We start from the raw sequence: 23,271 nt of genomic DNA on the forward strand, positions 1-23,271 counted from the left end.
GGAGTTCTCGGTGAACCACAGGGCGCTGTCCGGCCCTGCGGTGATGCCGACCGGGGCCGAATTGGCGGTGGGTGTCGCCAGTTCGCTGATGGTGGGGGTCAGCAGGCGGGGCTGCGATCCCCCCGCCTGGGGGTGCTTGCTCGCGAGGCAGCCCACGAGCCCCGCCGGCCCCCGGTGCTGGACACAGGACTTCACCCACGGGCGCAGGCGGGATCCGGGGTGGTGGTGCAGGGACTGGCCGAAGGCGACGGTGCCGGGAGCTCCGACAGCGGCCGTCAGGGCCAGGACGACGAGCGCACGACAAAGCCGCCGGAGGCGGCCAGGATGGCGAGACATGAGACACCTTCCCGGAGAACGTGGCGAGGGCCGGAGCGCCGGTACGACACACACGTCACCGGCGTCGGGCCTGTAGAGGAGAGAGGCGAGGCAGTCGTCCGGTACCGCGACACGCGGCTCAGGGCGACATCGCTTTCGCGGTCGCGCTTCGGACGTACACTCCCCACTGAACGAGCGTCAAAAACAAACGATGAGGCGGAAGTCACGGACTTCCTCTTCAGGATCCATTGATGCACGTATCATCCGACTGCATTTCGCAAATCCTTACTATCTGCCGATGGTGCGTTCGTTTCCCGGCCTGACCTGGCCGGGCTCTCCTCCATGGTCGCGTTCGACCAGATGGAGTAATTGCGTTTAGCTTCCGTGCGTATACGGATATCACTATGGGTCGTCACCGGGGCGATACCCGGGACGGTTGCTGTTCCGGGCTTGGACGACGAAGGAGAGCCCATGCGTATCCGATATTCCGTAGCCGCCGTAGCCGCCGCAGCCGCCGCAGCCGCGATGGTTGTCACCACCGCCGGAGTGGCCAGTGCCGCGCCCGGAGACACGGCGGTCACGTTCTCTGTCTCGGGTGGTTCGTTAGCGATCTCGGTCCCCGCCGGTCCGGTGGGTCTGGGGAGCGGACTGCCCGGAAACTCCGTCAGCGGACAACTGGGCAATGTCACGGTCACCGACTCCCGAGCTCTGCTCACGGCCGCCTGGACCGCGTCCGCGATCTCCACCAGCTTCACGACGGGCGCTGGCACGGCTCCGGAGACGGTCCCGGCCAGCTCGGTCTCCTACTGGTCGGGGACCGCGAGCTCCACCACCGGGGTGGGCGTCTTCACGCCCGGCCAGGCCACGTCGGCCCAGGCCCAGAGCCTCAACGTCAGCCGCACTACCTACAGCCTCACCGCGGGCACCGGCAACAACTCCGCGACATGGAACCCCACGCTCGTCGTCGCGATCCCCGCCGCTGCGGTGAACGGCACCTACACCGGGACGGTGACACATTCGATCGCGTAGCCCAGCCGGCCTGTGGTGTGCGACCGTAGCGGTGCTCGCGTTGGTCTGCGGCGCGAGCACCGCCGCAGCCGAGGGCCAGGGCCAGACGCCGCCTCCCACCGTCGAGGGGAGCATCGGCCTCAAGTTGCTCGACGCGCCCCGGGACCGTGAGGCCGACCCGCGCGCACTCACGTACGTCGTGGACCACCTCGCGCCCGGCAGCGTCATCCACCGTCGGCTGCTGGTGACGAACACCTCCGACGTCGCCCAGCACGTCGATCTCTACGCGGGCTCCGCCGCCGTCAACAGCGGCACCTTCACCGTCGATGCCGATCGCACCCCGAACGAGCTCACGACCTGGGTCTCGGTGGACGACTGTGTCTCGGACGCGGATGTGTCCAGCAAGACGACGGACTGCGGCACATCGGGCACTCGGCCGTCCACGCCGCCGTCCACGCCGCCGTCCACCGCAGTGCGCGACGTCCCGGCACACGGCACGGCCGTGGTCCGCATCAGCGTCCGGGTGCCGTCGAACGCGTCCGCCGGCGAACGGTACGCCGTCCTCTGGGCGCAGGTCGCGGGCCATGCCGGCCCGGCCGGGAACGTCCGCCTGGTCAACCGCGTGGGAGTGCGGTTCTACCTCGACGTCGGTCCCGGAGGCGAGCCGCCGTCCGACTTCCGGATCGAGGGGCTGACTCCCGGGCGCGCGCCCGACGGCACACCGAAGTTGGTGGCCAAGGTCCACAACACCGGCAAGCGTGCCCTCGACCTGACCGGATCGATGTCGATGACCGACGGGCCGGGATCCCTCAGCGCCGGTCCCTACGCGGTGAACCTCGGCACCACCCTCGGCATCGACCAGACCGAGCCTGTGACCGTCCCCCTGGACAGGCAGCTTCCCAACGGACCGTGGAAGGTCCACCTCACACTGGCCAGCGGTCTGGTCCAACACACCGCCACGGCCACCATCACCTTTCCCGGCGGCTCCCAAGCCGAGGCGTCGGTCACACCGGACACGGCGGACTCCCTCGCGATGACGCCGGGCATGGCCGCGGCCGTGTCGGCCGTCTGCCTCCTGGCCGCCTGCGGCTGGATGGTTCGCCGCAGGCGGGCGAGCTGAACCCGACAGGCCCGAATGGGTTCATCGGACGGGGAGGGCGATATCAGGCGACGGAGTGGGTCACGGTGGCCGTGTAGGTGCCGCGCACGGCAGCGGCGGGGACGTTGACCACGAGTGTGGGGGCCCAGCTCGTGGAGTTGTTCCCGTTGCCGGTGGAGGTGAAGCCGGTTCTCGAACTGCCGAGCGACTGTTTTGCCGAGGCGTCGCTCTGGCCCGGCGTAGCCGTCACGGTTCCGTTCGTGTTCGTCGCGGGTCCGGACCAGTACGAGACGTTCGTGGTGGTGATCGTCTCGGCGGACGAGGCGCCGCCGGTGGTGAAGTTCGTGGCGGACACCGTCGCCGTCCACGTGCTGGTGGCCAGTCCCCGCCCGTCCGAGACGGTCACCGAGCCGAGGGCCGCACTGAGGGTGCCACCGGGCGCGGCGCCGCCCAGGCCCGCCGTGGCCGGCACGCTGATCGACAGTGTGCCCGTGGTCGGGATGACGGTGATCTGGGAGCTGTTGCTGCCACTGGTCTCGACGGTGTCCACGACCGCGCGGGTGAAGCTGGCCTTGCCTCCGGATGTGGCCGCCAGCTTCCCCGAGGCTGTGTAGATCGCACCGCCGGCGGTGAGCGATGAGCCGTTTCCCGTGACCAGGGCCCCCGCGGTGTTGTTGCGGTCGGCGATGATCGAAAGACCGGCGAAGGCCCCCGTGGTCGGTGCGCTGAGCGTGGTCTTGCCTCCGCTCTGGCTGGTGAAGGACGCACCACTGGTGGCCGCCGCGCACGCGGTCGGGTACGACGGGCAGGCGAGGTAGATCGTCACCCCCGTGCCGATCAGCTTGCCGCCGGAAATCGTCACGCCGTTGGTGCCGGTGATGACGTACGTGCCGGGATTGAGGGTGAGCGTGCCGGACAGGGACGAGATGCTGGTGTACACGCCCGGGCTGATCGTCTGGTTCCCCGAGATGTGGTTGACCGAGGGATACGGCGGGGTCGGTGTCGAAGGACAGGCCGATGCGGCCGGACACTGGGCCAAGGCGGCGTAGGGGTCGGTGCCGGCGGGCTGGTTGACCGGGGCCGGGCTGTACGAGCCGCCGCTCGCGGTGGCGAAGCCGGCCGGGGCCGCCGGGCCGCCGATGGTACCCCCGTTCGCGATGACCGAGGTGGTACCACTGACGAGCGCGGCCTGACTGTTCGTCGAGTTGACCAGGATGCTGCCGGTGACCTGGACGCTGCCGGGGTGGACGTACAGGGCATCCGCGGCACTCGCGTTGAGGACGCACAGACTCGCCGCACACGCGGTCGCGGCCCGGGCGGCATCGGACGGACCGGTCACGACCCAGGCCAGCGCGGACGCGAGGGCAAGGACCATGGCACAGACCGCGCGTGACAGACGGCACCGTCCACGCGTACGACTGTGTTCGCTCGCGACCGGACGGCCGAACCTCAGGACCCGGGGCACGCCAGGACGGCACACCGGCGCGCCGTCCGACCCCTGGCCGTCGTCCACACGTCGGTCAGCGCCCACCCGAACAATGCCTGAGCGTCCAGCGGCGAGTCCCCCATCACGTCCACCGTCCTCAGCATGGCTCTAATACGTACCAAATGCCCCATTCTGGACGTAGGTTCCTGCACGAAGTGATGCCGGTTCAGCGTGTCGGGCTTCTGCATCACTTGGAGTCGCACGCGCCTGCCTCGAACTCGGCATCCAGGACCGCTGGATCCTCCGCCGTCACCCCACCGTCAACCTGACTTCGCGTACTCATGGCAGATCGCCCCGCTGCCTGTAGTACCAGGAATGTCCCAGCCGTCTGCCCTGGTCGAAGTGGTTCGCGGTGAGGCCGGGACAAGGCCGGCAGCCGCCTGCCGCGATCTGCTACCGGCCGGGCGCGGCCTGCCCGACGACAGCCAGCAGGCGGGCGTGGACAGCGCGGGCGGCCTCGCGGGTGACCGGATCCTATCCGCGCCCACCACGACGCTGCCGGGATGCACTTGGACCCCGACGCTCCGGCCGCCCTGGAGAAGGCCGCCAACGAGGCGGAGAAGGCGCGGCAAAGGGGGGAGGCCCGGAAGAACAAGACGTGCAGGACACCTCAGACGACCCGGAACGGGAAGAACGGCGACGAATCCGGCGTCGGCGCAAGCTCCGGCTGAAGGCCTCCCTGCTCGGACGTTCCAGGGGCGGACAGACCAGCAAGATCCATGCCTCCGGCGACCGGAAGTGCCGCCCGCTGGTGTTCGTCCTGACCGAGGGGCAGGCCGCCGACAGCCCGCAGTTCATCCCCGTGCTCAGAAGATGCGGGTGCGGGACCGGTCGGCCGGCCCCGCACCCGACCCAACGCGGTCGCCGTGGACAACTGGGGTCGGGGCGGTGGGCGGTGGGCGCACAGTCCGAGCGGGGCCGCCCTGGATCGGGGAGCGGCAGTCCGGGCAGGAGCTCCACCAGGCTGTGCCGGGCGGCAGGTCGGCCGGGGTGAGCGGGTGCGGGTGCGGGCCGGGTGTGGCGCGCGTCATCGGGGCCTCCGGGAAGAGGGAGGCCCGGCCCGCCGACTGTGGGCGGGCCGGCCCTGGACGGCGGATCGGTCAGGCCGTGGGCTCAACCCGGTGACGAGGCCGACTCCGTCACCGTCTCCAACGAGAACGGCCTCAACTTCGAGAACGGCGTCATCACCATCCGCGCCGACGAGCGCGTCGCCCTCCAGGTCCCCCGCCTCGAGTCCTTCGTTGTTGGCACCTGGGCGTAGTCATCAGGCCGGGTCCGGGGCTGCTGCACTCCACGGCACGAAGCCACGATCGGTCGGTCGTGGTTCCATGCCGAAACATACATATCGCCGAGGCCCGCCTGGGCACCAAGGTGGCCATCACGACCACGATCGGTGGGTCGTGGTTCCCTGCCGATAAGTTCATAAGCGCCCCGCCGTTCCGGGGCTGCTGCACTCCGCGGCACGAAGCCACGATCGGTGGGTCGTGGTTCCATGCCGAAACGTTCATAAGCGTGAGGGGTTGTTGATCCGCAGCGGATCAACAACCCCTCGCAGTTCCTGCAGCGTTCAGTCCACGAGCCGAAGCGCTCGCGTCTGCCCGTGGGCTGTCGGCGTCAGTCGGAAGAACTTGACCTGGGCTCGCCCGCCGGACTGCTCCAGCCATCCCGCATCAACGAGCTGCTGCCGGATGCGAGAGAACATGGTCGGCGCCCATCCCAGAATGCCCGCCAGGTCCTTTGCGGACTGCTCGATCACCCCGTTCCGGCCGACGAGCTCCGGATCGTTGTAGAGCACGACCATCAGGCGCTGATTCGCGGTCAGATTGTGGGTTCGCCTCAGCAGCTCCCCGAACGACATGCTCCTGCTCCCATGCAGCGCAACCGTCTGAGTGCTCATCGGTCCTCCCACCACTCTCGAATTCTCGGGGCCAACCCAGGAATGTCTGGGGGGTTGAAGCGCTTCACCGCTTCACGCTGATCGTAGCCCGGACCGTGGAACGCAATGTAGGGCGTAATCCGGTACAACTTCGAGTTCCCGAACGTACCCACCGCGACCAAGATCCGGTGTTTGAGGAGCTTGCGGCTGATCCGGCCGATGGCATCCGCCGTCATGCCGACTTCCTTGCCGATGTCCGCCCCCGTCATCACCACGGGCTCCATGCCCTCTGGCGACGTTCCGATCCACCAGAGGACCATGAACTTCTCGCCCGGGGTGAACTTGTTGCTGCGGCAGATGGCGCGGACGCGTTCCTTGTCGACGTTCGCGTGTCCGGAGTAGAACGCGAACGGAGCAAAGGGGAGAAGTTCCCCGTTCTCGTCTGCTGGCGCGCGTCGACGCCGTGCGGCGGCAGCCACGTGGTCCCCTCCTTCCTCGGGCATAGGTCTTGGACCCTGCCACGGTCGGCCGCAGCGGATCAGATGGCCTAAAAGTACATGACCGAAACGTCACTGAGCCAACTTCAGGGGGCGCTCACGACCTCGTGTCGCGCCTCCCTCCAAGGGCATCCGCAGATGTACTTTTCGGCACTGAACCACGATCGTACGATCGTGGTAGCCAGACCTCTTGATCTGGTCACCACGAGGTTGTGGTCACTTCACCACGGTCCTATGGACAGCCTTGGCAGCCCCTCGATCTGGGTAGCAGATCTGGCGATCGTGGTTTCGGAAGGTATTTCCGCAGGTCAGCGCCCTAATGCGCTCTTCTGCCTCTTCTGCAACTGAACGACGCCAGCGACGTGAGCACCTCTCAGGGTGCTTGGCCATCCGACTGCAGGCCGCTGCGTGCTAACCGCACCAGGAGCCCGGGGGCAACCCGCCGTTGCATACCGCTGCTCGGCCGCGAACGGCCTCCCAGCTCCCGGGTCACCTGAGCGATGTGCTGGTCAGCTTCCCCCTCGGGCGGCGCGCATTCAGTGGCTCGTCTCTACAGCAACCACTGAGCAGCCACTCGGGACCGTTTTGGGTAGGCGGGAGCCCAGTCAGTTGATTCACCACTGACTGGAGCAACCACTTGGGCCAGGGGCAAGGGAGCACCGCCCGGAAGCCGGATGACATCGCCGCCAAGGCGGTGTCATCCGGCTGAGGACGGAGCGGACTGCGGCAGCGTAAGGGGTCTGGGGACCCGAGGTCCCCAGCGGGGGTCCGGGGGCTGGCCCCCGGGAGGGGGACTTGCGCTCCCTCAGTGACCACCGCTCAAGACGCGCGGACGGGCATGTGCTCGAGAGGAGGAGACGGGAGGCACCGCCGGGAGCGAGCAGCACGCCGGCACAGCCAACTCCCAGCAGGAAGTGAGAGATGGGCCTTTGCACAGAGGGCGGCGCCCGCATCACGAAAGCCGGGTTCCCGGCCTCCCCGGTCCAGGACCGGCTGATGCCCGTTACCGAGCGGATCACGCGACCCGCCGATACGCCACCCCCCGCCACGTCAAGGAGTGGTTCGCCGCCCGGCTCCAGCCCGCCAGCGCCGACCGCGTCGGACCGGCCGGCATCCGCCGCATCAGCGCCAACGCTGACCCGGACTCCCTGGCGATCCGCATGCTCCCCAAGCTCGGCCTGACCGCCAAGCACCAGGGCACCAAGATCGGCCGCGCCGAGATCAAGGGCGCCGTCACCGATCCTCATGCCTTTACCGGCGCCCTCGCCACCGGCGTCGGCCGCTCCCGCTCCCACAGCGCGGGACTGCTGCTGGTACGGCTGACGGCGGATGCGTAGGAGGGCGGCTGCCGGGCTGCGCGGTCGGCTCGCGGCCCGCTGCCGTGGTGCTTCCCGCCTGAGCGGGGATCAACCCGGGATGGGGTTGGGGAAGGCCTACGGGGGCGGATTCCGCGGCAGCGGGGGTAGCCGGGCGCCGACGGGCTGACCAGCGCGAACGGTAGCGACAGGTCCCGCATTGCACAGCGGGACCTGTCGGATTTCGCTCCGTGCCAACGCGTCAGGGGATGAAGTGCGCGCCGAGCAAGCCGCGACCGGTATCTGCCGCGGCGTGCCATACCGGGGTTACGCCGTCGAGTAGGGCGTCGATGTCCTCTTGATCGCCCCCCGCCATGGGGCGCGCAGGCGCGCAACGGCCCCGTCTGCGTCGCGGTGCCGTTGTGCGACCAGGGCCGGCTTGCCCCGGTTGGGGAGGCCCGGACGGCGTGTGGCATGGGATGGCGTCAGTGGCCGGACATCTCGGAGTCGCGGCAGGCTCTTGGTGAGTCCGGCCCCGTCACCGAACGCGTGGGCGGGGCCGGCTCGCCGCCGGGTGGGTCGACAACCGCTAGAGCAGCCAGCCGAGGAAGGCCACGATGTTACCGAGCAGAGTGAGGAGCATGAGTCTCGTTCCTTTCAATTCCGTCGGAGCATGGTTACCGGCCGTATGAGTTCAGCGCCGGGGTGCGGCTACGGTCTGCAGCCCGTCGCACGCACTCCGTAGCTACCCAAGTCAAACGTGAGGTCACCCGAAAGATGGATGATTCACCCTATTGGGCCAACCTGATGTGACCCGCCTCGCCATGGGCGCTGCTCGGTTCGGCCCGCCCGATCCGTTGCCCAGGGGGCAGCAACGTGGGCGGGGAGGAAGGAGGGCGCAGCGATCGTGGGGTCCCGCGTGGGCAGTGGATCGGCGGCAGGTTGATGTGAGGGCGTGCGCGGTGGGCCTGGCATGTGAACCGTGGTCGCTGCCGGACCGAAATCGGGAACGGTGCAGCCGGGACAGTGCTCGATCCGAAGCAACGGCCGGACGCCGCCCGCATCCGGTGGCGTGCCGACCCGGAACAGTGCGGCGCCCCTCCTGGCCGAGAAGGGGAGTGCCAGCGCGCGTCAACCACTCGCGGTCGGGCTGCCGGTGAGGGTGGGGACGCCGGCGATTTCCGGATCGGTCGCGGCTGCTTCCTGCCGATCATCGCCATGCGCGCGGCGATGATCCTGAAAGAGAATCTTCGGGTTCCCGCACGGACGGGCGGAGAATGCAGGCGCTGTGTTGTTCATGTGCTACCGAGCCCGGTGCGAGGGTTTCTGCCGACGGTCCTCCTGGGACTCCTGTCGGGCGACGAGCAGCTGGCGCACCATCTGCTGCAAGGACACCACAGCCGTCACCGGCGGAAGGCCCGCGACGACGGCCTCGGGCATCGTGCAGGGTGTGTTGATGATGCACAGGAGGCTGGCGATGCCCGCGAATACCAGGATGACCGTCCAGGAATTCGCCATCCTGCGCCCTCCCAGCGCGGCACGCAGAACGGAGAGGGAGGCGACCATCCACGGTCCGTAGACGACGACCGGCCAGTACTGGGACAGACCCCGCGGCAGCTGCGAAAGGGCCACGTCCCGCAGCGGATGGTAGGAGATCATCCAACCGAGGATGCAGACCGCAGTGACGATCGTCAGCGTCAGGAATCCGATGACGGATCCGAGGATGTCGGGCCGGCGGCGTGTTGGGCGGGCGCGACGCTCCCGGCGGGCGGCGATCAACTGGGGGTGGAACCCCATGGCCGGCAGGCCGGCCTCCTCCTCGACCGCTTCCGCGTTCGAAGAATGCGGAAGCATCCCCGGATCGGCCCAGCCGTTGACGACCGGATCGGCCCAGCCGTTGACGACCGGATAGGACAGGTCGGCGGACAGCTGCCCGGCGGACGGCCAGAGGGAGCGGTTGTGTATGACCCCGTCGTCGGGGCTGAATCCAGGCGTGTAGTAGGGGCTGAAATCGATGTCCGTCGACTCGTACAAAGCAGTCCTCCTGTTTGCGTCATCGTGGATCGCGGCCGGCGCTCTCAATCAGCCCGTTTATTCCTCTGATCGTTGCAGCCGCGTCGAGAACTCGAACTCGAGTCGGCGCAGGATGCGAAAGAGTTCGGCCAGCTGGCGCGAGCAATGCGTCAGCACCACGCGTTCGCCGTTCTTCACGAGATAACCGATTTCCAGGTCGCCCGCGGGATTCGTCCGGTCCGGAACGAATAGCCAGTTGTCACCGGCACTGCAGATCCGGTCCCGCTCCAGCGGCAAAGGAGGAGGCGGCTTGACTGCTGTTGGACTCATGCCCCGACAACGATGGGCTAATCGCCGGGAAATGTACGGCATCCGGGTGTCCTGAAATATGCTCAGGCTGCCGGCGCTCGGAGCTTTTACCCAGGCCGCCGAGCTCCTTGCCGAGCGTGCGGCGTTCTTGCGGCTGGCCTCGGATGGGGACGGTCGAAGCGAGCGTGACCCCGTCCGCTCGCTCGGCTTCCCCTCTTTCACGGCGGGACGGCCTCGAATGGTGCCGGATGCTTTGCAATTCTCCCCAGCGGGGCGCGCCTTCGATTCGGTCATCCGATTAACAGACGCTCGGATTGCGTGCGTGAAATGGCCGGTTGCACGTTTCCCGTATCGGGTGACTGGTGACAGGACCGCTGGATGCCGCATCATGGCCGTCGGCGTCCTGCCGTCGCCGTCACGCGGAACGCTCCGGGCGGACGATCGAACCCCACTGCCAGGCGTTCGAGCTGTCCGTTCTTGCCGACTCGAACGAACCACTGCCTGTGGCCGGGCCCAGTGGGCCCCTGCGATGAGTCGTATACGAGAGGTATTCACACTCTGTGATGGGAGGAGTACTCTTGGTCGAGACTTGGTTCAGTCGTGGATCAGCCGTCCGGACTCCGGTGAGTCCGGACGGCTGTGGGGGTGCAGTCGGTGCGACATCGCTGTTCCAGATCACCCCTCGGGCGCCTGGACTCGAAACCGCGTCAGGCAGAAGCGACCACTCGTGATCGCTTCTCCTCGTTCGTTCGACCCTCTTCAATCACCGTGCCCCCCTGCGGGGAGGTTTTGACGTGACCTAGCAGCATGGAGACGGCTTGGTCCGCACCACCGGACCTTCACCGTCTGTGCACCAATCACATGCCTCGGTGTCTGAACGCCCTGTATCCGTCGTCGCCGACCACATGCCTGAGTCGACGACGGAATTTCACCGCTGCCTCGGCCCGTCCGCACACTCGGGATCAGGCGAGAACCTGTGTCCTGACGGGCTGTTGCCTTCTCACACGTCCGTAAGTAGGCACTGCCATTTTGCATCACCGAATCAGAATCTGCCAGCCGCTCCCCGCCCATGTCGTGATCCGCCGTTCCGTCCTTCCCTGGGGAGGACGCGGGCATCTGAATGAGCGAAACCTCAAAGGACCTCCCCAAACGGGCTCTCGAGCGCGAGTGACCACCGCTCGAATGGAGCCGGCCGGGGAAAGGGTCGCCTCGGTGCCTTCGGGACGGCTGGCGTATCGCCCGTCGACCGATCCGGGCGTCGACGGGCGGCCGGGCGGGCCGGGCAGCGAAGCGGGCGGGCGTCGGGCTTTCGGCGGTGCTCCGTGAGCCCGCCGTACTCGGGCGCTGCGTGCACGGAGCGGGCCCAGGGCCCCGGGCCTGCCCGCGGGCAGGCCCGGGGCCCTGGGCGGGCCGGCCTGCCCGCCACCCGGTTCCCGGCGGTGTGGCTCAGTGACAGGGACTTGACCGGCGACCTGATCCGGGTCGTGACGCTGGTGCAGGACTACGGCTGGAAGTCGGGATTCTGCTTCGCTGCCGACGAGACCATCGGGCGGCAGCTCGGGCTGTCACGGGGCGGTGTCAACCGTCTGATCGCCAGAGCGAAGGCCAAGGACCTGGTTCGAGCGACTCGGAATCCTGCCACCGGAACCATGAACCGACGCGTCCGTCCGCCTGCCGACGACGAGCTGACCGTGTGCGTCGGCTCGTACGCCCGGGCGTCTCTGGCCGGTACCCGGTTCAAGGTCTATGCCCTGCTCACCCTGCGGCAGCACTTCCCCGAACCGACTCCCCTCGCGCGGATCGCGCGCGAGTGCGGGATGAAGGAGGCAACGGCCCGTGAAGCGGTGGCCGAACTCCTGGCCCAGGGGTGGGTGAGCCGACGAGTCGGCGAGAGGAGGGCGTACAGATACGTCGTCCATCCCGTGCCCTTGCGCGTACCGAACGGGCAGCCGGAGTCCCTCCCGAGCGGGCCCGTCCCCGCGCCGCGGTCCGCGGGCGGGCCCGCGGGCGACGGTGTTGGGGTCCTCGACACCGGACCGGATTCCCGTCACGGCGACTCGCTCGACCCGTGCCGGGAGGCCGCCGGTTCGGTGACAGCCGATCCCCCCGTTTCGGTGACACTGGCCACCCCCGATTCGGTGGCAGAAACACGATCCTCCCAACATGACCTGCTGAACACGCCTGCGGTCGTGGGCGGTTGTCCGTCCCGCGAACCGGCAACCGTGCGCACCCGCGCGCGAGGCCACGCGGCGGGAACCGATGGGGACGCAGCAGGCCCGGCAGGGCGCGACAGACGGCAGACCGACCGGAAGACGATCCGGTCGGTGACCGACGAGCAGAAGCGATGGGGCCGGCAAGCCGCGTCGTCGGCCCTGAGCCGCCTGCCGAGGCAACTGGCGGACCGGCTGACCGAGCGACAGCTCGACCTCCTCGCTCAGCACATCGTCGCAACATTCGCCGACTACGGCACATCCCCCGACGTCCACGGTGCGGTGGTCCTCGAAGCCCTTGAGTCGGCGTGGGAGTTCGCGCGCCGCAGGGAGCCGGTCGGCGCCGTGCCGTGGTCCTCGGTGGTCTCCCCGCTGCCCTGGCTGATCAAGGTCGTCGACCGGGCGAGCGAGACGGTCACCGGGAGCGGGCCGGTCCGGAGCCCCGAGTGCGCGCTCTGCCGCGGGCCCCTGGTCGCCCGTGACGCCGACGATCCGGAAACCTGCCGTTCCTGCGGTCCCGCCGCCGCCGCTGCCGCCTGCCGCAGGCTTCGGGAACAGTGGGAGCCGGTCGGCCACGCGCCGCACGCGCCACCCGCGACAGACCCGCTCACGATGCCGGTCGCGCCCGGTGCGAGCGGACCCGCCGACCGGTCGGCGGCAGGGGGTGACGAGTCGGAAGGAACAATCCTTCGCCGGCGGCTTGCTGCTCGCCGGCTCGAGCGGGAGCGGACCTGTGCCCGGGGTGGCGAGGCTCAGCCGACGGCCCGCCCCGCCGACGCCGCTCGGCACCGGCGGGGCGCCACCGGGGCCTCCGGTCAGGAGGCCGCCGGTCAGGAGGCCGCCGGTCGGGGAAGCCCCGGCCAGGTGCCCGGACACGGGACCGGGCCCCGTGACGCGCCCCCGGAAGCCGTAGCGGCGTCCGATCCCGCTCCGCGGCGGGACGGCCGACCCGATGCGGGGAAGACCGGCACGGCCGCGCAGCGCGGCCGGGGCCTGCGAGACGCCACCGCGGAACCTCCCGCCGGGTCCACCTCTCCGATGGTCTGCCGGTTGCCCGCCGGCGCCAGAGGCCGACGCGGGTGCGGGGACAGCCCGACGGGATCCTCACCCCGGGTCCGGCTCCTGCCATTCCGATCGAGCCCGCGGTCAGGGTGCCGTGATCGCCGCCGTCGGATCCCGGCCGGTTCCCGCACGCGGTATTCCGCGATCAACGGGCAGTCGCCTCCGGATATGGTGTCCAATTTCCCGAGCGGACGGACCGGGATATGAAAATTTCCTGCGGAAGGGCTTCCGGTCCGGTCGCACAAGCGGTTTGTACTTCCGGCGCGCTCGACCGTACGGGTGAATCGACCGGTCGGGGGATTGCGGCTATTTCGGCCCGATGAGTAACTGGGTGCATCCGAACCGGGTGGGTCACCCATCCTCTCCGGGGGTAAGCAGCTGCGGTGTCTGCCAGCGCTTCCGGCTTGCGCCTAATCGCTGAAGTGGCGCGTTGCCGTACCCCGGTCGAGGAAATTGGATCCGCGGGCCGGTGCGACTCTCATCGCACCGGCCCGCGTCGGCTCGCAGGGTCGTCTCCGCAAGAGCCGGCAGAAGCACTCCTTCCGGACGTGCACGGGCCTTTGGGATCACACCGTCGATCAGAGGCCCTACGGCGAGATCGTTCTCGGGGATGCGCCTGCGGCGCAGCTCCTCGCGGTGACGGTGCTGGTGGAGGCCGCCCCTCGTCGACAGTGCCTCCGACGTCGGTGCGACGTCGGAGGCAGACCGGCGCACGGCCGGGGCGGGCTTCGCCTCGTGACGTCGCCCGTGCGTCGGCGCGCCGGTCCTCCGGCCGAGGTTGGCCGGTCCGGCAGCGCATCCCCACCAGGACGTTTTCCCCGGCCGCGACGCGCACAGGCGGAACGGCTGATTTCGGCCAGGTCGGTGCGGAATTCCGTGAGCGAGTCGCCGGCCGCCCTTGTGCGCCCGGAGGGAAGTTTGTCCCAAAAGGCTCCACTGATTGCCGGGACCAATGGACCGCCGCCATTCGCCGTCAAATCCGGACTCGAGTGGACGAAGCAAGCCGTTTCATTCCGCCGGATCATCGACGGTGTGAACTATTCCTACCTTCACACTAGGCGCTGTATTGCATAAATGCGCCCCCTTTTCTTGCGACGGATAGCTCCCCGCGAATAATCTATTTCTGATTTACTTCCACTCGGCCGGCTGCGCGCCGAAGGGAATGATCCCCAGGCGCCGAGCGTGGACCGGGACGCGAAAGCCACGAGCAGTCGCACCGGCAGCCGCATTCGGCCCGTGAGCCGAGAAGCGGTCCCGCCGTTCACCGAGGAGGAGATTCCACTGACCACCGCAGAGATCGATGGACGGCTGGCAGGAGCTCTCGCCGAAGATGTCCTTCGACACTTGGTCAGAGGCCGTCCGCTGTCCTTCAGGCTGCCGTCCCTGGTCCGCGCGGTACCGATCTCCCGGCGGCTGGCAGGGCTGTGGCTGGACGTCGAGGGCGTTCGGGCCGGCCATACCCGGGACGCCGTCCTGCTGGTGATCTCCGAACTGGTCACCAATGCCCTCGAGCACTCCAACAGCGCGCACATCACCGCCTGGTTGCGCCGGACCGCGGACCAGCTCCTGGTGGAGGTCCGTGACCAGGGAAAGACCTCCGCGGTGCCGCAGCTGCACCGAGCCACGCCGGACGAGGACCACGGCAGGGGTCTGGCGCTCGTCGCGGACTACTCGCAGGACTGGGGGGTGCGGCTCAGTACGGACGGCAGCTGCTCGGTGTGGGCCGCCGTCCCGCTGTCCGGTCGGAGCGCCGCGGCGTGCTGACCGTTGCGGGACGGTCGCGATCCAGCCGGGCCGGGCGGCGCATCGAGCGTCAGCCCCGGTCTTCCACTGCGCACATCGTGAGGAGAACCCATGTCCAGCTCAGGCATCGAGAGCCGTGAGATCGTCAACAGCGTCATCAACTCGGTGGCCCGGCTCGACCGCGACGGCCTGCGTCGCCTCGATTCCGAAGGGCTCAGCGCGCAGTTCAACGCGCGTCTGGAGCTCGAGGACTACTTCCACGCGCTCTGGGAGCACTTGAAGGAGTGCGGCGAGCGCCCGGCCATCCGCACGGAATACCAGCCGCTCGCCGCTGTCCTCGACCTGCTCGCGAGCTTGAGTGAGAACGTCATGTTCGCGGACGGCGTCACGCAGCAGGACCTGTTCCGCCAGCCCCAGCAGTGACAGACCCCTCCGGAGGCAGGTGCCCGGGGTGTCGGCGGGAGGATGCCGGCGTCCGTGGCCGGTCGACCGGCCACGGGGCAAGGGCGCGGGGGCGGGCTTCCGGGCTCGGAACGCCGGGGCCCGGGCGGCAGCGCGGTTCAAGGGTGCGAAGCCCCGGGAGACGAGCAGGACGCCGATGCCTCGGCGGGCCGCGCACCGCGTCTGGCCGGCCAGGGAGTGGGCGCTGGACGCCATCGCGCCGCACGTCGAGCAGATCATCGGCACGGTCGGGGCTCAGGCGATCGCCGACTTCGGCATCGACTGCGCCCAGTTGCACTGGGACATGACCTCGGTCTCCCTGTACGGGGATGACGAGGCGCAGGGGGAGGGGTATCCGCAGGCCAGGCACGGGCGCCCGGATCTCAAGCAGATCCAGGCCGGGCTGGCGGTCACCGGCGACGGTGGCATCCCGGTGTTCCACCGCGCCTGCAGCGGCGGGACGGCGGAGGTCGCCCAGGTGGTCGGCGCGATGACCGCTCTGCGGAAGTTGTCTGCGCAACGCGACCTGCTGATGGTCGGCGACTCCGAACTGATCTCCTACCCGAACGTGACCGCCCTGCTGGCCGCCGGCGTCCGGTTCGCGTCGAGCGCCGGTACGGCGACTTCAAGGGCCCCCTCGCTGCGGCCCCCAGGTTCCTGCAGGACAACCGCCGCCGGCATCCAGGCCGAGCTGCTCGCGTTACTCGGCATCGACGAAACCCGCCCACGCCGGCTGGAGACCTGAAACCCCACCTGCGAAGTCCGGGTTTCACCGGGGACTCCTCACGCCCGCACGGTGCCGTGAGGCCGTGCGGCGAGGTGGGGACGGCGCCCACCTCGCCGGTCGCCGGCGGGCCTTCGCGGACCATGCGGGCAACGGCGGTCTCCGAAGGGCGGGCCGAATTCGGCGGCCGCCTCGAAGGCCGAGGCCTTGTCGACCGGCGCCGGCGCCGGTCGTGCCGCGCCTGTGAAGGGGACGGCTCCACGACGCGGCCCGACCGCCGGGGCCCCCGCACCCGAGCAGGTCGACAACGGGTACCCGTACGCCGCGAGACCTCACACCTCGGAGTACTCGACGATCTCCAGGGCCTCCGTCAACTCGGCCGTCACGGCGTCCTCGCTGTCCAGTGCAGCAGCGGAGTCGCCGACCGAGTTGGACACCGCCGCGCGGACGCTGTCGGTCGCCGCAGCGATGATGTCCGCGCGGACTTGGGCGTGCTGGCAGGAGCAGTCGTGCCGCGCTCCGGCCAGGATGACGAGGGTGTGGAGGTTGTGGGCGCCGGCGCCGGCGGTGTCACCGGCGATGTCGGCGTCGATGGCCGCCGCGTTGCTGTCGAGCGCGGCCGCGAGATCGGCGGCACACGCCGACACCTGGGGCACGGGGGCTTCCGCGGCCTGGGCCGCGGGGGCGATGGCGAGGGCAGCGCCGGTTGCGATGGCGACGGCGACGACGCCGGCGGCGAGACGAGAACGGGTCATCCGAATCCCCTCCGAATATAAGCGTTTCATGCCGGCGGGGCGCCGGCATGAACGGAACGTATTGCACCGCCGAGCGCGGATGGCAGGGCGTGTGGACGGGCAGGGTGGTGCGAAGAATTGATGTTCCGGCAATCCAAGGCGAATTCAGTAGTCTTCATACAAAAGTTGCGCTACTCCATCCGGGTTACTATCGGGAAGGTCGGCGTCCGGGGCCCGGAAGGGCGGGATGGGGAATTCGGTTAGCAATTCCCGACGTTTTACCTGCCGCCGGTCTGTGAAATTACCCGGCTCCGGTCGGCCGCGCGCAGGACGGGGGCCGGACCGCACGCATCCTCGGGCGCGGCCTGCCGGACCCTGCACCGGACGTGATCACGTCCGGTGCAGGGTCCGGCAGGCCGAAGGCCGTCGTACGCGCTATCTCGTCCGGTCCGGGTGCCTCGCCGAGCCGGTGTGGCTTCGCCGGTACGGCGTCGGGTCGTGCTGCCGATGCGCGGCGAGGTGGATCACGGCTTCGGAACGGACGTGCTCCTCCTCCTCGGTGGGCTCCTTCCGGATCCGGTCGAGAACACCCGTCCACCGCCAGGACCGGCGCGCCGACGAACCGCCGGCCTGTCGACCGGGCTCTAATCCGTCCTCCTGGCGGGTGTCCTGTCGGAGCGCGTCGGCCGCCGCGAGCGCTTCGGCGGACGGCGGACTGTACATCCTGCTGGTGCAGGCCGGCCTCGGCACCGGGAGCGGGCGCTCGAGACCGATCCCGTGCCGGTGGCCGATGACCGACAGGCTGGCACCGTCGGGCGCCAGTGAATGCTGGGCGATCACCCGTCCACGAGGGGTCGCGATCGCCAGGAGGGGGTCACCGAGCCTTCGGCGCACTTCCACGGTGTGGCCGTGCAGATGCCGCGGAACCGCGTAGAGATTGCCCCGGTACGACACCATGCTGTTGGCCGAGACCGTGCGGGTCACGCTGATCCTGGCGGGGTACGGGTCGTGGGGGAGGTCGAGCAGGACCGGCGTGGGCGGCACGGTGCTTCCGTCGTGGCCGCCCCGTGCCAAGGCCTGGCGGGTGTGCATGAGCCTGGCCAGCTTGTCGAGGCTCTCCTGCGCCTCCAGCGGGCCGGTGTCCGCACCGCCGGTCCGCCACCACAGGGCGAGCGCTTGCCCGATCGCCTCGTCGTCGGCGTCCTGCCGCGCCGGACCGAGATCCGAGACGACACCGTAGTGCTTCGCGACCCTGCCCAGCGCCGTGGTCAACTTTCCGCCTCCCGGACAGTGGATCGGCTGCGCCCGGTCGAAGCGCCAGCGCCAGCCGGTCCCGCCGAACTGGCGCAGGATCCGGTCGACGGAGCCGACCAGGTGGCCGAAATCGATCTGCTCCGCGAGCGCCGCGCTCCAGCGCTGGGAGCGGGTCAGGCGTCCCACCAGGACGCAGGCGTGGGTGCTGCCCCAGTCCGCAGGGGGGTCGCAGAAGACGAACCAGCGGAAGTGCACTTCCTCCGCGTCGTCCTGCCGAGCGGGGCGGGTGCGGGGCGGACGCTGGCACAGCGGGCACCTGGGACGCAGCTGATGGGTCCGCAGGGCGCGGGTGAAGGTCGAGTAGCCGCCGTTGTAGCCGAGATCGACGAGTTCGGCGAACAGCGCCGACGCCTCGAAGTGGGCATCGTCCTGCAGCCGCTGGCGGCAGTAGGGGATGAACCGCTCGAACTCGCCCCAGCCGGAGCTGCGGACCCCGACCGTGCGCTTCCCGCTCAGATAGGAGCTCACCGTCTTGCGGTCGCGGCCGAGGAGACGGGCGATTGCGGCGATGGACAATCCTCGGGATCGCAGGGCACAGATGTTGATGTATTCCTCTCCGGTCAGCAATTTTGCTCCTGTAAGGATCCGATACGGATTACGGCTCCCTCGTGGGACCCATTGGAAGCCAGGAAATATACACGAAATCCCGAGGTGGGAGCAGAAAGGATTTTTCAAGACGTCGCCGATTGCTGTGTAATTTGAGTGAGCGAATCGCGCTGCAATCAATTGGCAAAGGTCTCGCGCATGTCGTGTCAAGCTGCACGCGAAGGTCAGCCAAAGAGTGGCCGGATCTCGACTGTCGGATGCTTGACAATTTTCGCAAGCACGCGAGGATGGTTGACTGGAATAGACCTCTGCGGGCGCGACGGCGCTCGCGGTCCTCCCCGGAATTCCGGGCCGCGCACGCATCCGGCCGCCCGTCGCGCCACTGCCCGGCGTGCGGTGGCGCGCACGGCAGCGATCCCGGACGGTCGCACGGCCGGCACCGCCGCTCGGAGAAAGGGTCAGTGGCATATGCGGATGTGCGCGCGCACCCGCGCGCCCCCCGTCCGCTACCGTGCCCGGACGTCGGCCGGGCCGGGCGTCAATGGCAGTTGACACGTCGTGGGCCTGCGCGCCGCACACCGGAAGCGCACGCGGCCGCCAGAGGACCGACCCACGGACGGCCCCGCCGGTGCGGCCGGGAAGGTCCGCGCGTCCGACGCGGCCGGGCGTTCGCGCCGGGCGGGCCGTGCTCCCAGCCGCAACGTGCCGCCAATCGGGTGATGTGACGTCAAGTGCCTTGCCTGCTTGTCACCTCAATGGGTTACTGGAAGCTCCAATCCGGTGGGTCGCCCATCCTCTCCGGGGGAGTGGGGCGTCGGCTGCCGTACGGCCGGTCACTACCGTGGCGCCATGGGCTCCCCTGGCAGGGGCGTGAACGATCCGCCCGCCACCGCGACCGGCGACATCCATCCAGGACGGTCTCGTCCTCACGCCCGGAAAGCGGCCCGGCCACACCCGTGGACCGGCCCACCGGCGCCCGGTTCACCGCCTCGGCCGTCCGTTGCGTCCCCGCCGGGGCCTGGTCCGACCCACACCGTGCGTAACCTGCGATCCTCCTGGGCCCGCCGTCGCGGCCTTCACCCACCTCGTTCAAGGAGGCAGTCGTGCCCATCTCCCCCAACCAGGGATCGACCGGCGGCGGAACCATCGTCACCATCACCGGCGTCAACCTCGCCGGGGCCACGGCCGTGCACTTCGGCTCCAAGCTGGCCACCATCACCGCCAACACCCCCACCTCGGTCACCGTCATCGCGCCGTCGGGCAGCGGGACGGCCCAGGTGACCGTGACCACCCCGGGCGGCACCAGCAACCCGCTCAGCTTCTACTACGTCGGCGCGCCGTTCAAGGCCGCGCTCAGCGACACCTCCGGGCCGCTGGCCGGCGGCAACACCGTCACCATCACCGGCACGGGGTTGTCGACCGCCACCGCCGTGAACTTCGGGGCCAACACCGCGACGCCGACCGTCGTCAGCGACGGCCTCATCAGCGTCACCGTGCCCGCGGGCACGGCCGCCGGATCGGTCGGGGTGAGCGTGACCACTGCGGGCGGAACCAACAACGGCTTCACCTACACCTACGTGGACGCGCCCACCGTGGCCACTGTCGTTCCCGGCGTGGGCCCGACCTCCGGCGGCACCCCGGTGACCATCACCGGCACCTCCCTGAGCAGCACCCAGTCGGTCACCTTCGGCGGCACGCCGGCCCCGTTCGTCGTCGTCAGCGACACCGTCGTCACCGCCGTCACGCCGCCCGGCACCGCCGGGGCCGTCGACGTCACGGTCACCAGCGCGGGCGGCAGCGCGACCGCCGTGGGCGCGTTCACGTACGTCGCCGGCCCGGGCATCTGATCCGGAAGTCAGGCCACTGGCCACCGGACCGCACGGCCGACGAGGCCGTCTGCCCGGGCGGGACCGTCATCGGCCGCGCCCGGGCAGCCTCGTCCCGTCGTACCCGCCGCCCGGTTCCCCGCCGGCCCCGGGGGAACGGAGCCGGCCGCCCGATCGCGCAAGGGCCGGCGGCCGTGGGCGCCGCGATCGGGCGGAGGCCGAGTACCGAGTCCACGGCCGCCGCGCGCAGGACGGAGCCACCCGCGTCGAGGCCGCGGCGGGACCTTACCCGGCGCGCTGAAGAGCCGTGGAGTGAAGAGCGCCGCCGCACACCCCGCCACGCTCCGCATTGGACGTGTGACGACCGCTGACGGCCGAGGACCGGCCGCCGCTCGCTCCCGCACCGCCGCGCAAGCCCCGGGTCGACAAGGGGACGAAACGGTCCGCAGGACCGGACGTCCCGGGGGGTGCTTCGAGCACCCGGGGTGCTTGAAGTGCTGTCAGGAGGTGCTTCAAGCACCCCGACCCTGTCCTCTAACTCGGTCCACTCCTCTTCTGGTCCGTCCGCAGCGCAGCCGGTCGGCCGAGCAGTCCGTGCTGGGCAGCATGCTGCTCTGCCCGGATGCCATCCCGGTCTACCTGAACAGCTTGGAGATGACGCATACGCAGGTGATCCAGCGCATGGGTCGCTGCCGAAGCCCCTGTCCCCCTGCACGGCAGCCGCGACCGCACGCTGGACGAGGAGCAGGAGGCACGGCGGCTGCGGGCCATCGCCCTGGCCGGCGTCCCTCCGCTGACCGTCGACACGAGCGAGGAGGTCAGCATCCCCCGGCTGCGTTCCCTGCTTGCGCCGCGTGCAGTCCCAGGGACGGCGCCCGGCCGTCCTCCTGGTCGACTACCTGCAGTTGACGACCCCCGAGACCGGCCGGGCCACCAGTCGCACGACCGAAGTGGACGAACTCGCCCGCGGCCTCAAGATACTCGCGAAGGCCTTCAATATTCCGGTGGTCGTGGCCGCTCAACTCAACCGGTGCGTCGAGCAGCGCGCGGACAAGAAACCCGCCATGGCCGACCTGCGGGAATCCGGTGGCATCGAGGCCAATGCCAACGCAATCATCCTGCTCCACCGGGAGGACGCCTACGCGAAGGATTCTCCGCGCGCCGGCGAGGGGGACCTGATCGTGGCCAAGAACCGCATGGGCGGCACATTCACGGCGACGGTCGCGTTCCAGGGCCACTACTCGCGTTTCGTCGACATCACCCGCAACGTCACATGACGTCCCCGGGTCCCGGCTTTTGCGGCCGGATCCCACGGCGGACGGCCGACCCGGGGTCACTGGCAGGACTTCGCAGGTCAGCGACTTGGCCGGTGCCGGGCGTGCCGGGGATGACACGGCTGTGAGGCCGGTCGACCCGGCCCGCTGCGACAACCTCCAAGCGTCCTCGCGCAGGTCCCGCCCGGACCGATTCCGCGGCGCAACCCCGGGTCGGGAAGTCGCGATCCCGCCGGGTGGGGAATCAGCGTGAAAATTCCCCGAAGGGTGTCCGTTTTCGCTGATCGGCGTCGGGTCGCGCGCTACGGAATCGGCCGTTTCCCGGATTTCGGGAGACGGTCGGGCGCTGCGCCAAGCGGGTGAAAGAAGGTCGGAAGACTTGTCACCGATTTCACGCCTCTGGGTTACTTTTCCGTATCCAACCGGCGGGCCGCCCATCCCTCCCGGGGGAAGCGCGCAGTCGGCGCCCGCTGTTGCTTCAGGCGGCGGGGTGACGTACGGCTCGCGATGGGCACCCCCGTGGAGGACGTGGATCCATCTGCCGGCACCGTCTCAGCGGTGCCGGCGGATGCGGCGGCTTACATACGCCAGGAGGCGTCATGCAAGCGATCCAAAGGCTCCGAGGCGTGCTGGCCCGTGCGGCGGACAGGTGGTCTGCCGGCCCCCCTCCCCCGGACCGCCGACGGACGACTTCAGCGCTGTGGTGCTGGGGTCATCTGCTGGGGTGGTACGTGCCGACGGTGCTGGTGGGCCGTCAACCTGCGGGTGGACCGTCGAGGACGGAGCGCGCGACCGCGGCCGACGACGGCCACGCCTTCGAACGGAACTCCTCCGTGATGCGCTCGGCCGAGTCCGTCCGCGGCAAGCACCGGCGGCGCCGGGGGCGGATCGGCCGAGGACGGCGTCTTGGCCGTCCCGGGGAGGCTTCCGGCAACGGCGACCGGGCGGATGGCGGCGAGCTCCTTCACTGGGACGAGCCGGTCTGTTCCGCCTGACCCGCCCAGCGACGCACCCCTGACGAGCCCCGGTCGATGTTCCCTCCGTCGACCGGGGCTCCCCGCCTCGGCGCCCGTCGTCGCGCATCCCCGGGCGAACAACCGACTCTCTGAAGCCGTTTGCGCACGCACGACATCCGTCAACTCGGAGACTGCACAACCCTATGGAGGTATGTCATGGTTGATCACAACATACCGGTGATCGGTTCGGTCACTCCGGCGTCGGGGGCGGCGGGGTCGGTGGTGACGCTGACGGGCAGCGGGTTCGAGGGGGTGACGGCGGTGCGGTTCGGTGCCGTCAACGCCTCGTCGTTCACGGTGCTGTCGGACACCCAGATCACCGCGACGGTTCCGGCGGGGTCGGGCACGGTACAGGTGACCGTGGTGGCGTGGTGGTGGGGGGCGACCAGCAACGGTGTGGCGTTCACGTACGCGGTCGCTGCTCCGGTGATCGGTTCGGTCAGTCCGGCGTCGGGGGCGGCGGGGTCGGTGGTGACGCTGACG

General features: G+C 69.5%; 18 protein-coding genes and 1 pseudogene. 12 read left to right on the forward strand and 7 right to left on the reverse strand.

Translation table 11 applies throughout. The annotated features are described in order from the left end of the window. Window positions 1-786 precede the first annotated feature (786 nt). Window positions 787-1,344: a hypothetical protein gene (locus ACZ52R_RS40420; RefSeq protein ID WP_465755281.1), complete on the forward strand. Its 558-nt coding sequence runs from the start codon at window positions 787-789 to the stop codon at window positions 1,342-1,344. A 31-nt stretch (window positions 1,345-1,375) separates the two neighbouring features. Beyond that, a complete protein-coding gene (locus tag ACZ52R_RS40425) occupies window positions 1,376-2,443 on the forward strand; it encodes a COG1361 family protein (RefSeq protein ID WP_465755282.1) in 1,068 nt (355 codons plus the stop codon). Between the two features lie 43 nt (window positions 2,444-2,486). Here ACZ52R_RS40425 and ACZ52R_RS40430 read toward each other — a convergent pair whose 3' ends face one another. Beyond that, on the reverse strand, window positions 2,487-3,797 hold the full coding sequence (locus tag ACZ52R_RS40430; protein ID WP_465755283.1) for a hypothetical protein: 1,311 nt from the start codon (window positions 3,795-3,797) through the stop codon (window positions 2,487-2,489). 587 nt (window positions 3,798-4,384) lie between these two features. On the opposite strand from ACZ52R_RS40430, the pseudogene ACZ52R_RS40435 reads away from it, so the two are divergent. Next, a pseudogene (locus ACZ52R_RS40435) lies at window positions 4,385-4,780 on the forward strand (hypothetical protein); the annotation flags it as partial. 197 nt (window positions 4,781-4,977) lie between these two features. Further along, window positions 4,978-5,169 carry a hypothetical protein gene (locus ACZ52R_RS40440; RefSeq protein WP_465625637.1) on the forward strand — a complete coding sequence of 64 codons (192 nt, stop codon included), beginning with the start codon at window positions 4,978-4,980 and terminating at the stop codon, window positions 5,167-5,169. 306 nt (window positions 5,170-5,475) lie between these two features. Here the strand turns inward: ACZ52R_RS40440 and ACZ52R_RS40445 are convergent, their stop codons facing one another. Further along, window positions 5,476-5,805 (reverse strand): cyclic nucleotide-binding domain-containing protein, encoded by a 330-nt coding sequence (locus ACZ52R_RS40445; RefSeq protein ID WP_465625635.1) that lies wholly within the window; start codon window positions 5,803-5,805, stop codon window positions 5,476-5,478. Next, window positions 5,802-6,263: a MarR family transcriptional regulator gene (locus ACZ52R_RS40450; protein ID WP_317620883.1), complete on the reverse strand. Its 462-nt coding sequence runs from the start codon at window positions 6,261-6,263 to the stop codon at window positions 5,802-5,804. The genes ACZ52R_RS40445 and ACZ52R_RS40450 overlap by 4 nt, the downstream gene beginning before the upstream one ends. A gap of 932 nt (window positions 6,264-7,195) precedes the next feature. Here ACZ52R_RS40450 and ACZ52R_RS40455 point away from each other — a divergent pair. Continuing rightward, window positions 7,196-7,618 (forward strand): type I-E CRISPR-associated protein Cas6/Cse3/CasE, encoded by a 423-nt coding sequence (locus tag ACZ52R_RS40455; protein ID WP_465755284.1) that lies wholly within the window; start codon window positions 7,196-7,198, stop codon window positions 7,616-7,618. 1,260 nt (window positions 7,619-8,878) lie between these two features. Here ACZ52R_RS40455 and ACZ52R_RS40460 read toward each other — a convergent pair. Beyond that, window positions 8,879-9,610, reverse strand: a complete 732-nt coding sequence (locus ACZ52R_RS40460; RefSeq protein WP_465625631.1) for a DUF2637 domain-containing protein — start codon at window positions 9,608-9,610, stop codon at window positions 8,879-8,881. A 57-nt stretch (window positions 9,611-9,667) separates the two neighbouring features. Further along, a complete protein-coding gene (locus tag ACZ52R_RS40465) occupies window positions 9,668-9,919 on the reverse strand; it encodes a hypothetical protein (RefSeq protein ID WP_465625629.1) in 252 nt (83 codons plus the stop codon). 1,439 nt (window positions 9,920-11,358) lie between these two features. On the opposite strand from ACZ52R_RS40465, the gene ACZ52R_RS40470 reads away from it, so the two are divergent. From ACZ52R_RS40470 to ACZ52R_RS40485, 4 genes are all read left to right on the forward strand, one after another. Continuing rightward, window positions 11,359-13,377, forward strand: a complete 2,019-nt coding sequence (locus ACZ52R_RS40470) for a MarR family transcriptional regulator (protein WP_465755285.1) — start codon at window positions 11,359-11,361, stop codon at window positions 13,375-13,377. A gap of 1,137 nt (window positions 13,378-14,514) precedes the next feature. After that, window positions 14,515-14,934, forward strand: a complete 420-nt coding sequence (locus ACZ52R_RS40475) for an ATP-binding protein (protein ID WP_465625625.1) — start codon at window positions 14,515-14,517, stop codon at window positions 14,932-14,934. Between the two features lie 90 nt (window positions 14,935-15,024). Beyond that, window positions 15,025-15,336 carry a hypothetical protein gene (locus ACZ52R_RS40480; protein ID WP_360510158.1) on the forward strand — a complete coding sequence of 104 codons (312 nt, stop codon included), beginning with the start codon at window positions 15,025-15,027 and terminating at the stop codon, window positions 15,334-15,336. 175 nt (window positions 15,337-15,511) lie between these two features. Next, the gene (locus tag ACZ52R_RS40485; protein WP_465755286.1) at window positions 15,512-16,099 is read left to right on the forward strand and encodes a hypothetical protein; all 588 of its coding nucleotides are present in this window, start codon (window positions 15,512-15,514) and stop codon (window positions 16,097-16,099) included. A 311-nt stretch (window positions 16,100-16,410) separates the two neighbouring features. Here ACZ52R_RS40485 and ACZ52R_RS40490 read toward each other — a convergent pair whose 3' ends face one another. Further along, window positions 16,411-16,833, reverse strand: coding sequence for a hypothetical protein (locus ACZ52R_RS40490; protein ID WP_465625621.1), 423 nt, complete (start codon window positions 16,831-16,833; stop codon window positions 16,411-16,413). Between the two features lie 414 nt (window positions 16,834-17,247). After that, window positions 17,248-18,642, reverse strand: a complete 1,395-nt coding sequence (locus ACZ52R_RS40495) for a Mu transposase domain-containing protein (protein WP_465625619.1) — start codon at window positions 18,640-18,642, stop codon at window positions 17,248-17,250. A gap of 1,133 nt (window positions 18,643-19,775) precedes the next feature. Between ACZ52R_RS40495 and ACZ52R_RS40500 the strand changes: the two genes are divergently transcribed. From ACZ52R_RS40500 to ACZ52R_RS40510, 3 genes are all read left to right on the forward strand, one after another. Further along, window positions 19,776-20,519: an IPT/TIG domain-containing protein gene (locus ACZ52R_RS40500; protein ID WP_465625617.1), complete on the forward strand. Its 744-nt coding sequence runs from the start codon at window positions 19,776-19,778 to the stop codon at window positions 20,517-20,519. Window positions 20,520-21,352: 833 nt separating this feature from the next. Next, window positions 21,353-21,775: a DnaB-like helicase C-terminal domain-containing protein gene (locus tag ACZ52R_RS40505; RefSeq protein ID WP_465625659.1), complete on the forward strand. Its 423-nt coding sequence runs from the start codon at window positions 21,353-21,355 to the stop codon at window positions 21,773-21,775. A 1,169-nt stretch (window positions 21,776-22,944) separates the two neighbouring features. Next, the coding region (locus ACZ52R_RS40510) for an IPT/TIG domain-containing protein (RefSeq protein WP_465755289.1) at window positions 22,945-23,271 on the forward strand (327 nt) is incomplete at its 3' end.

Source organism: Kitasatospora sp. NPDC034023, assembly GCF_055575795.1.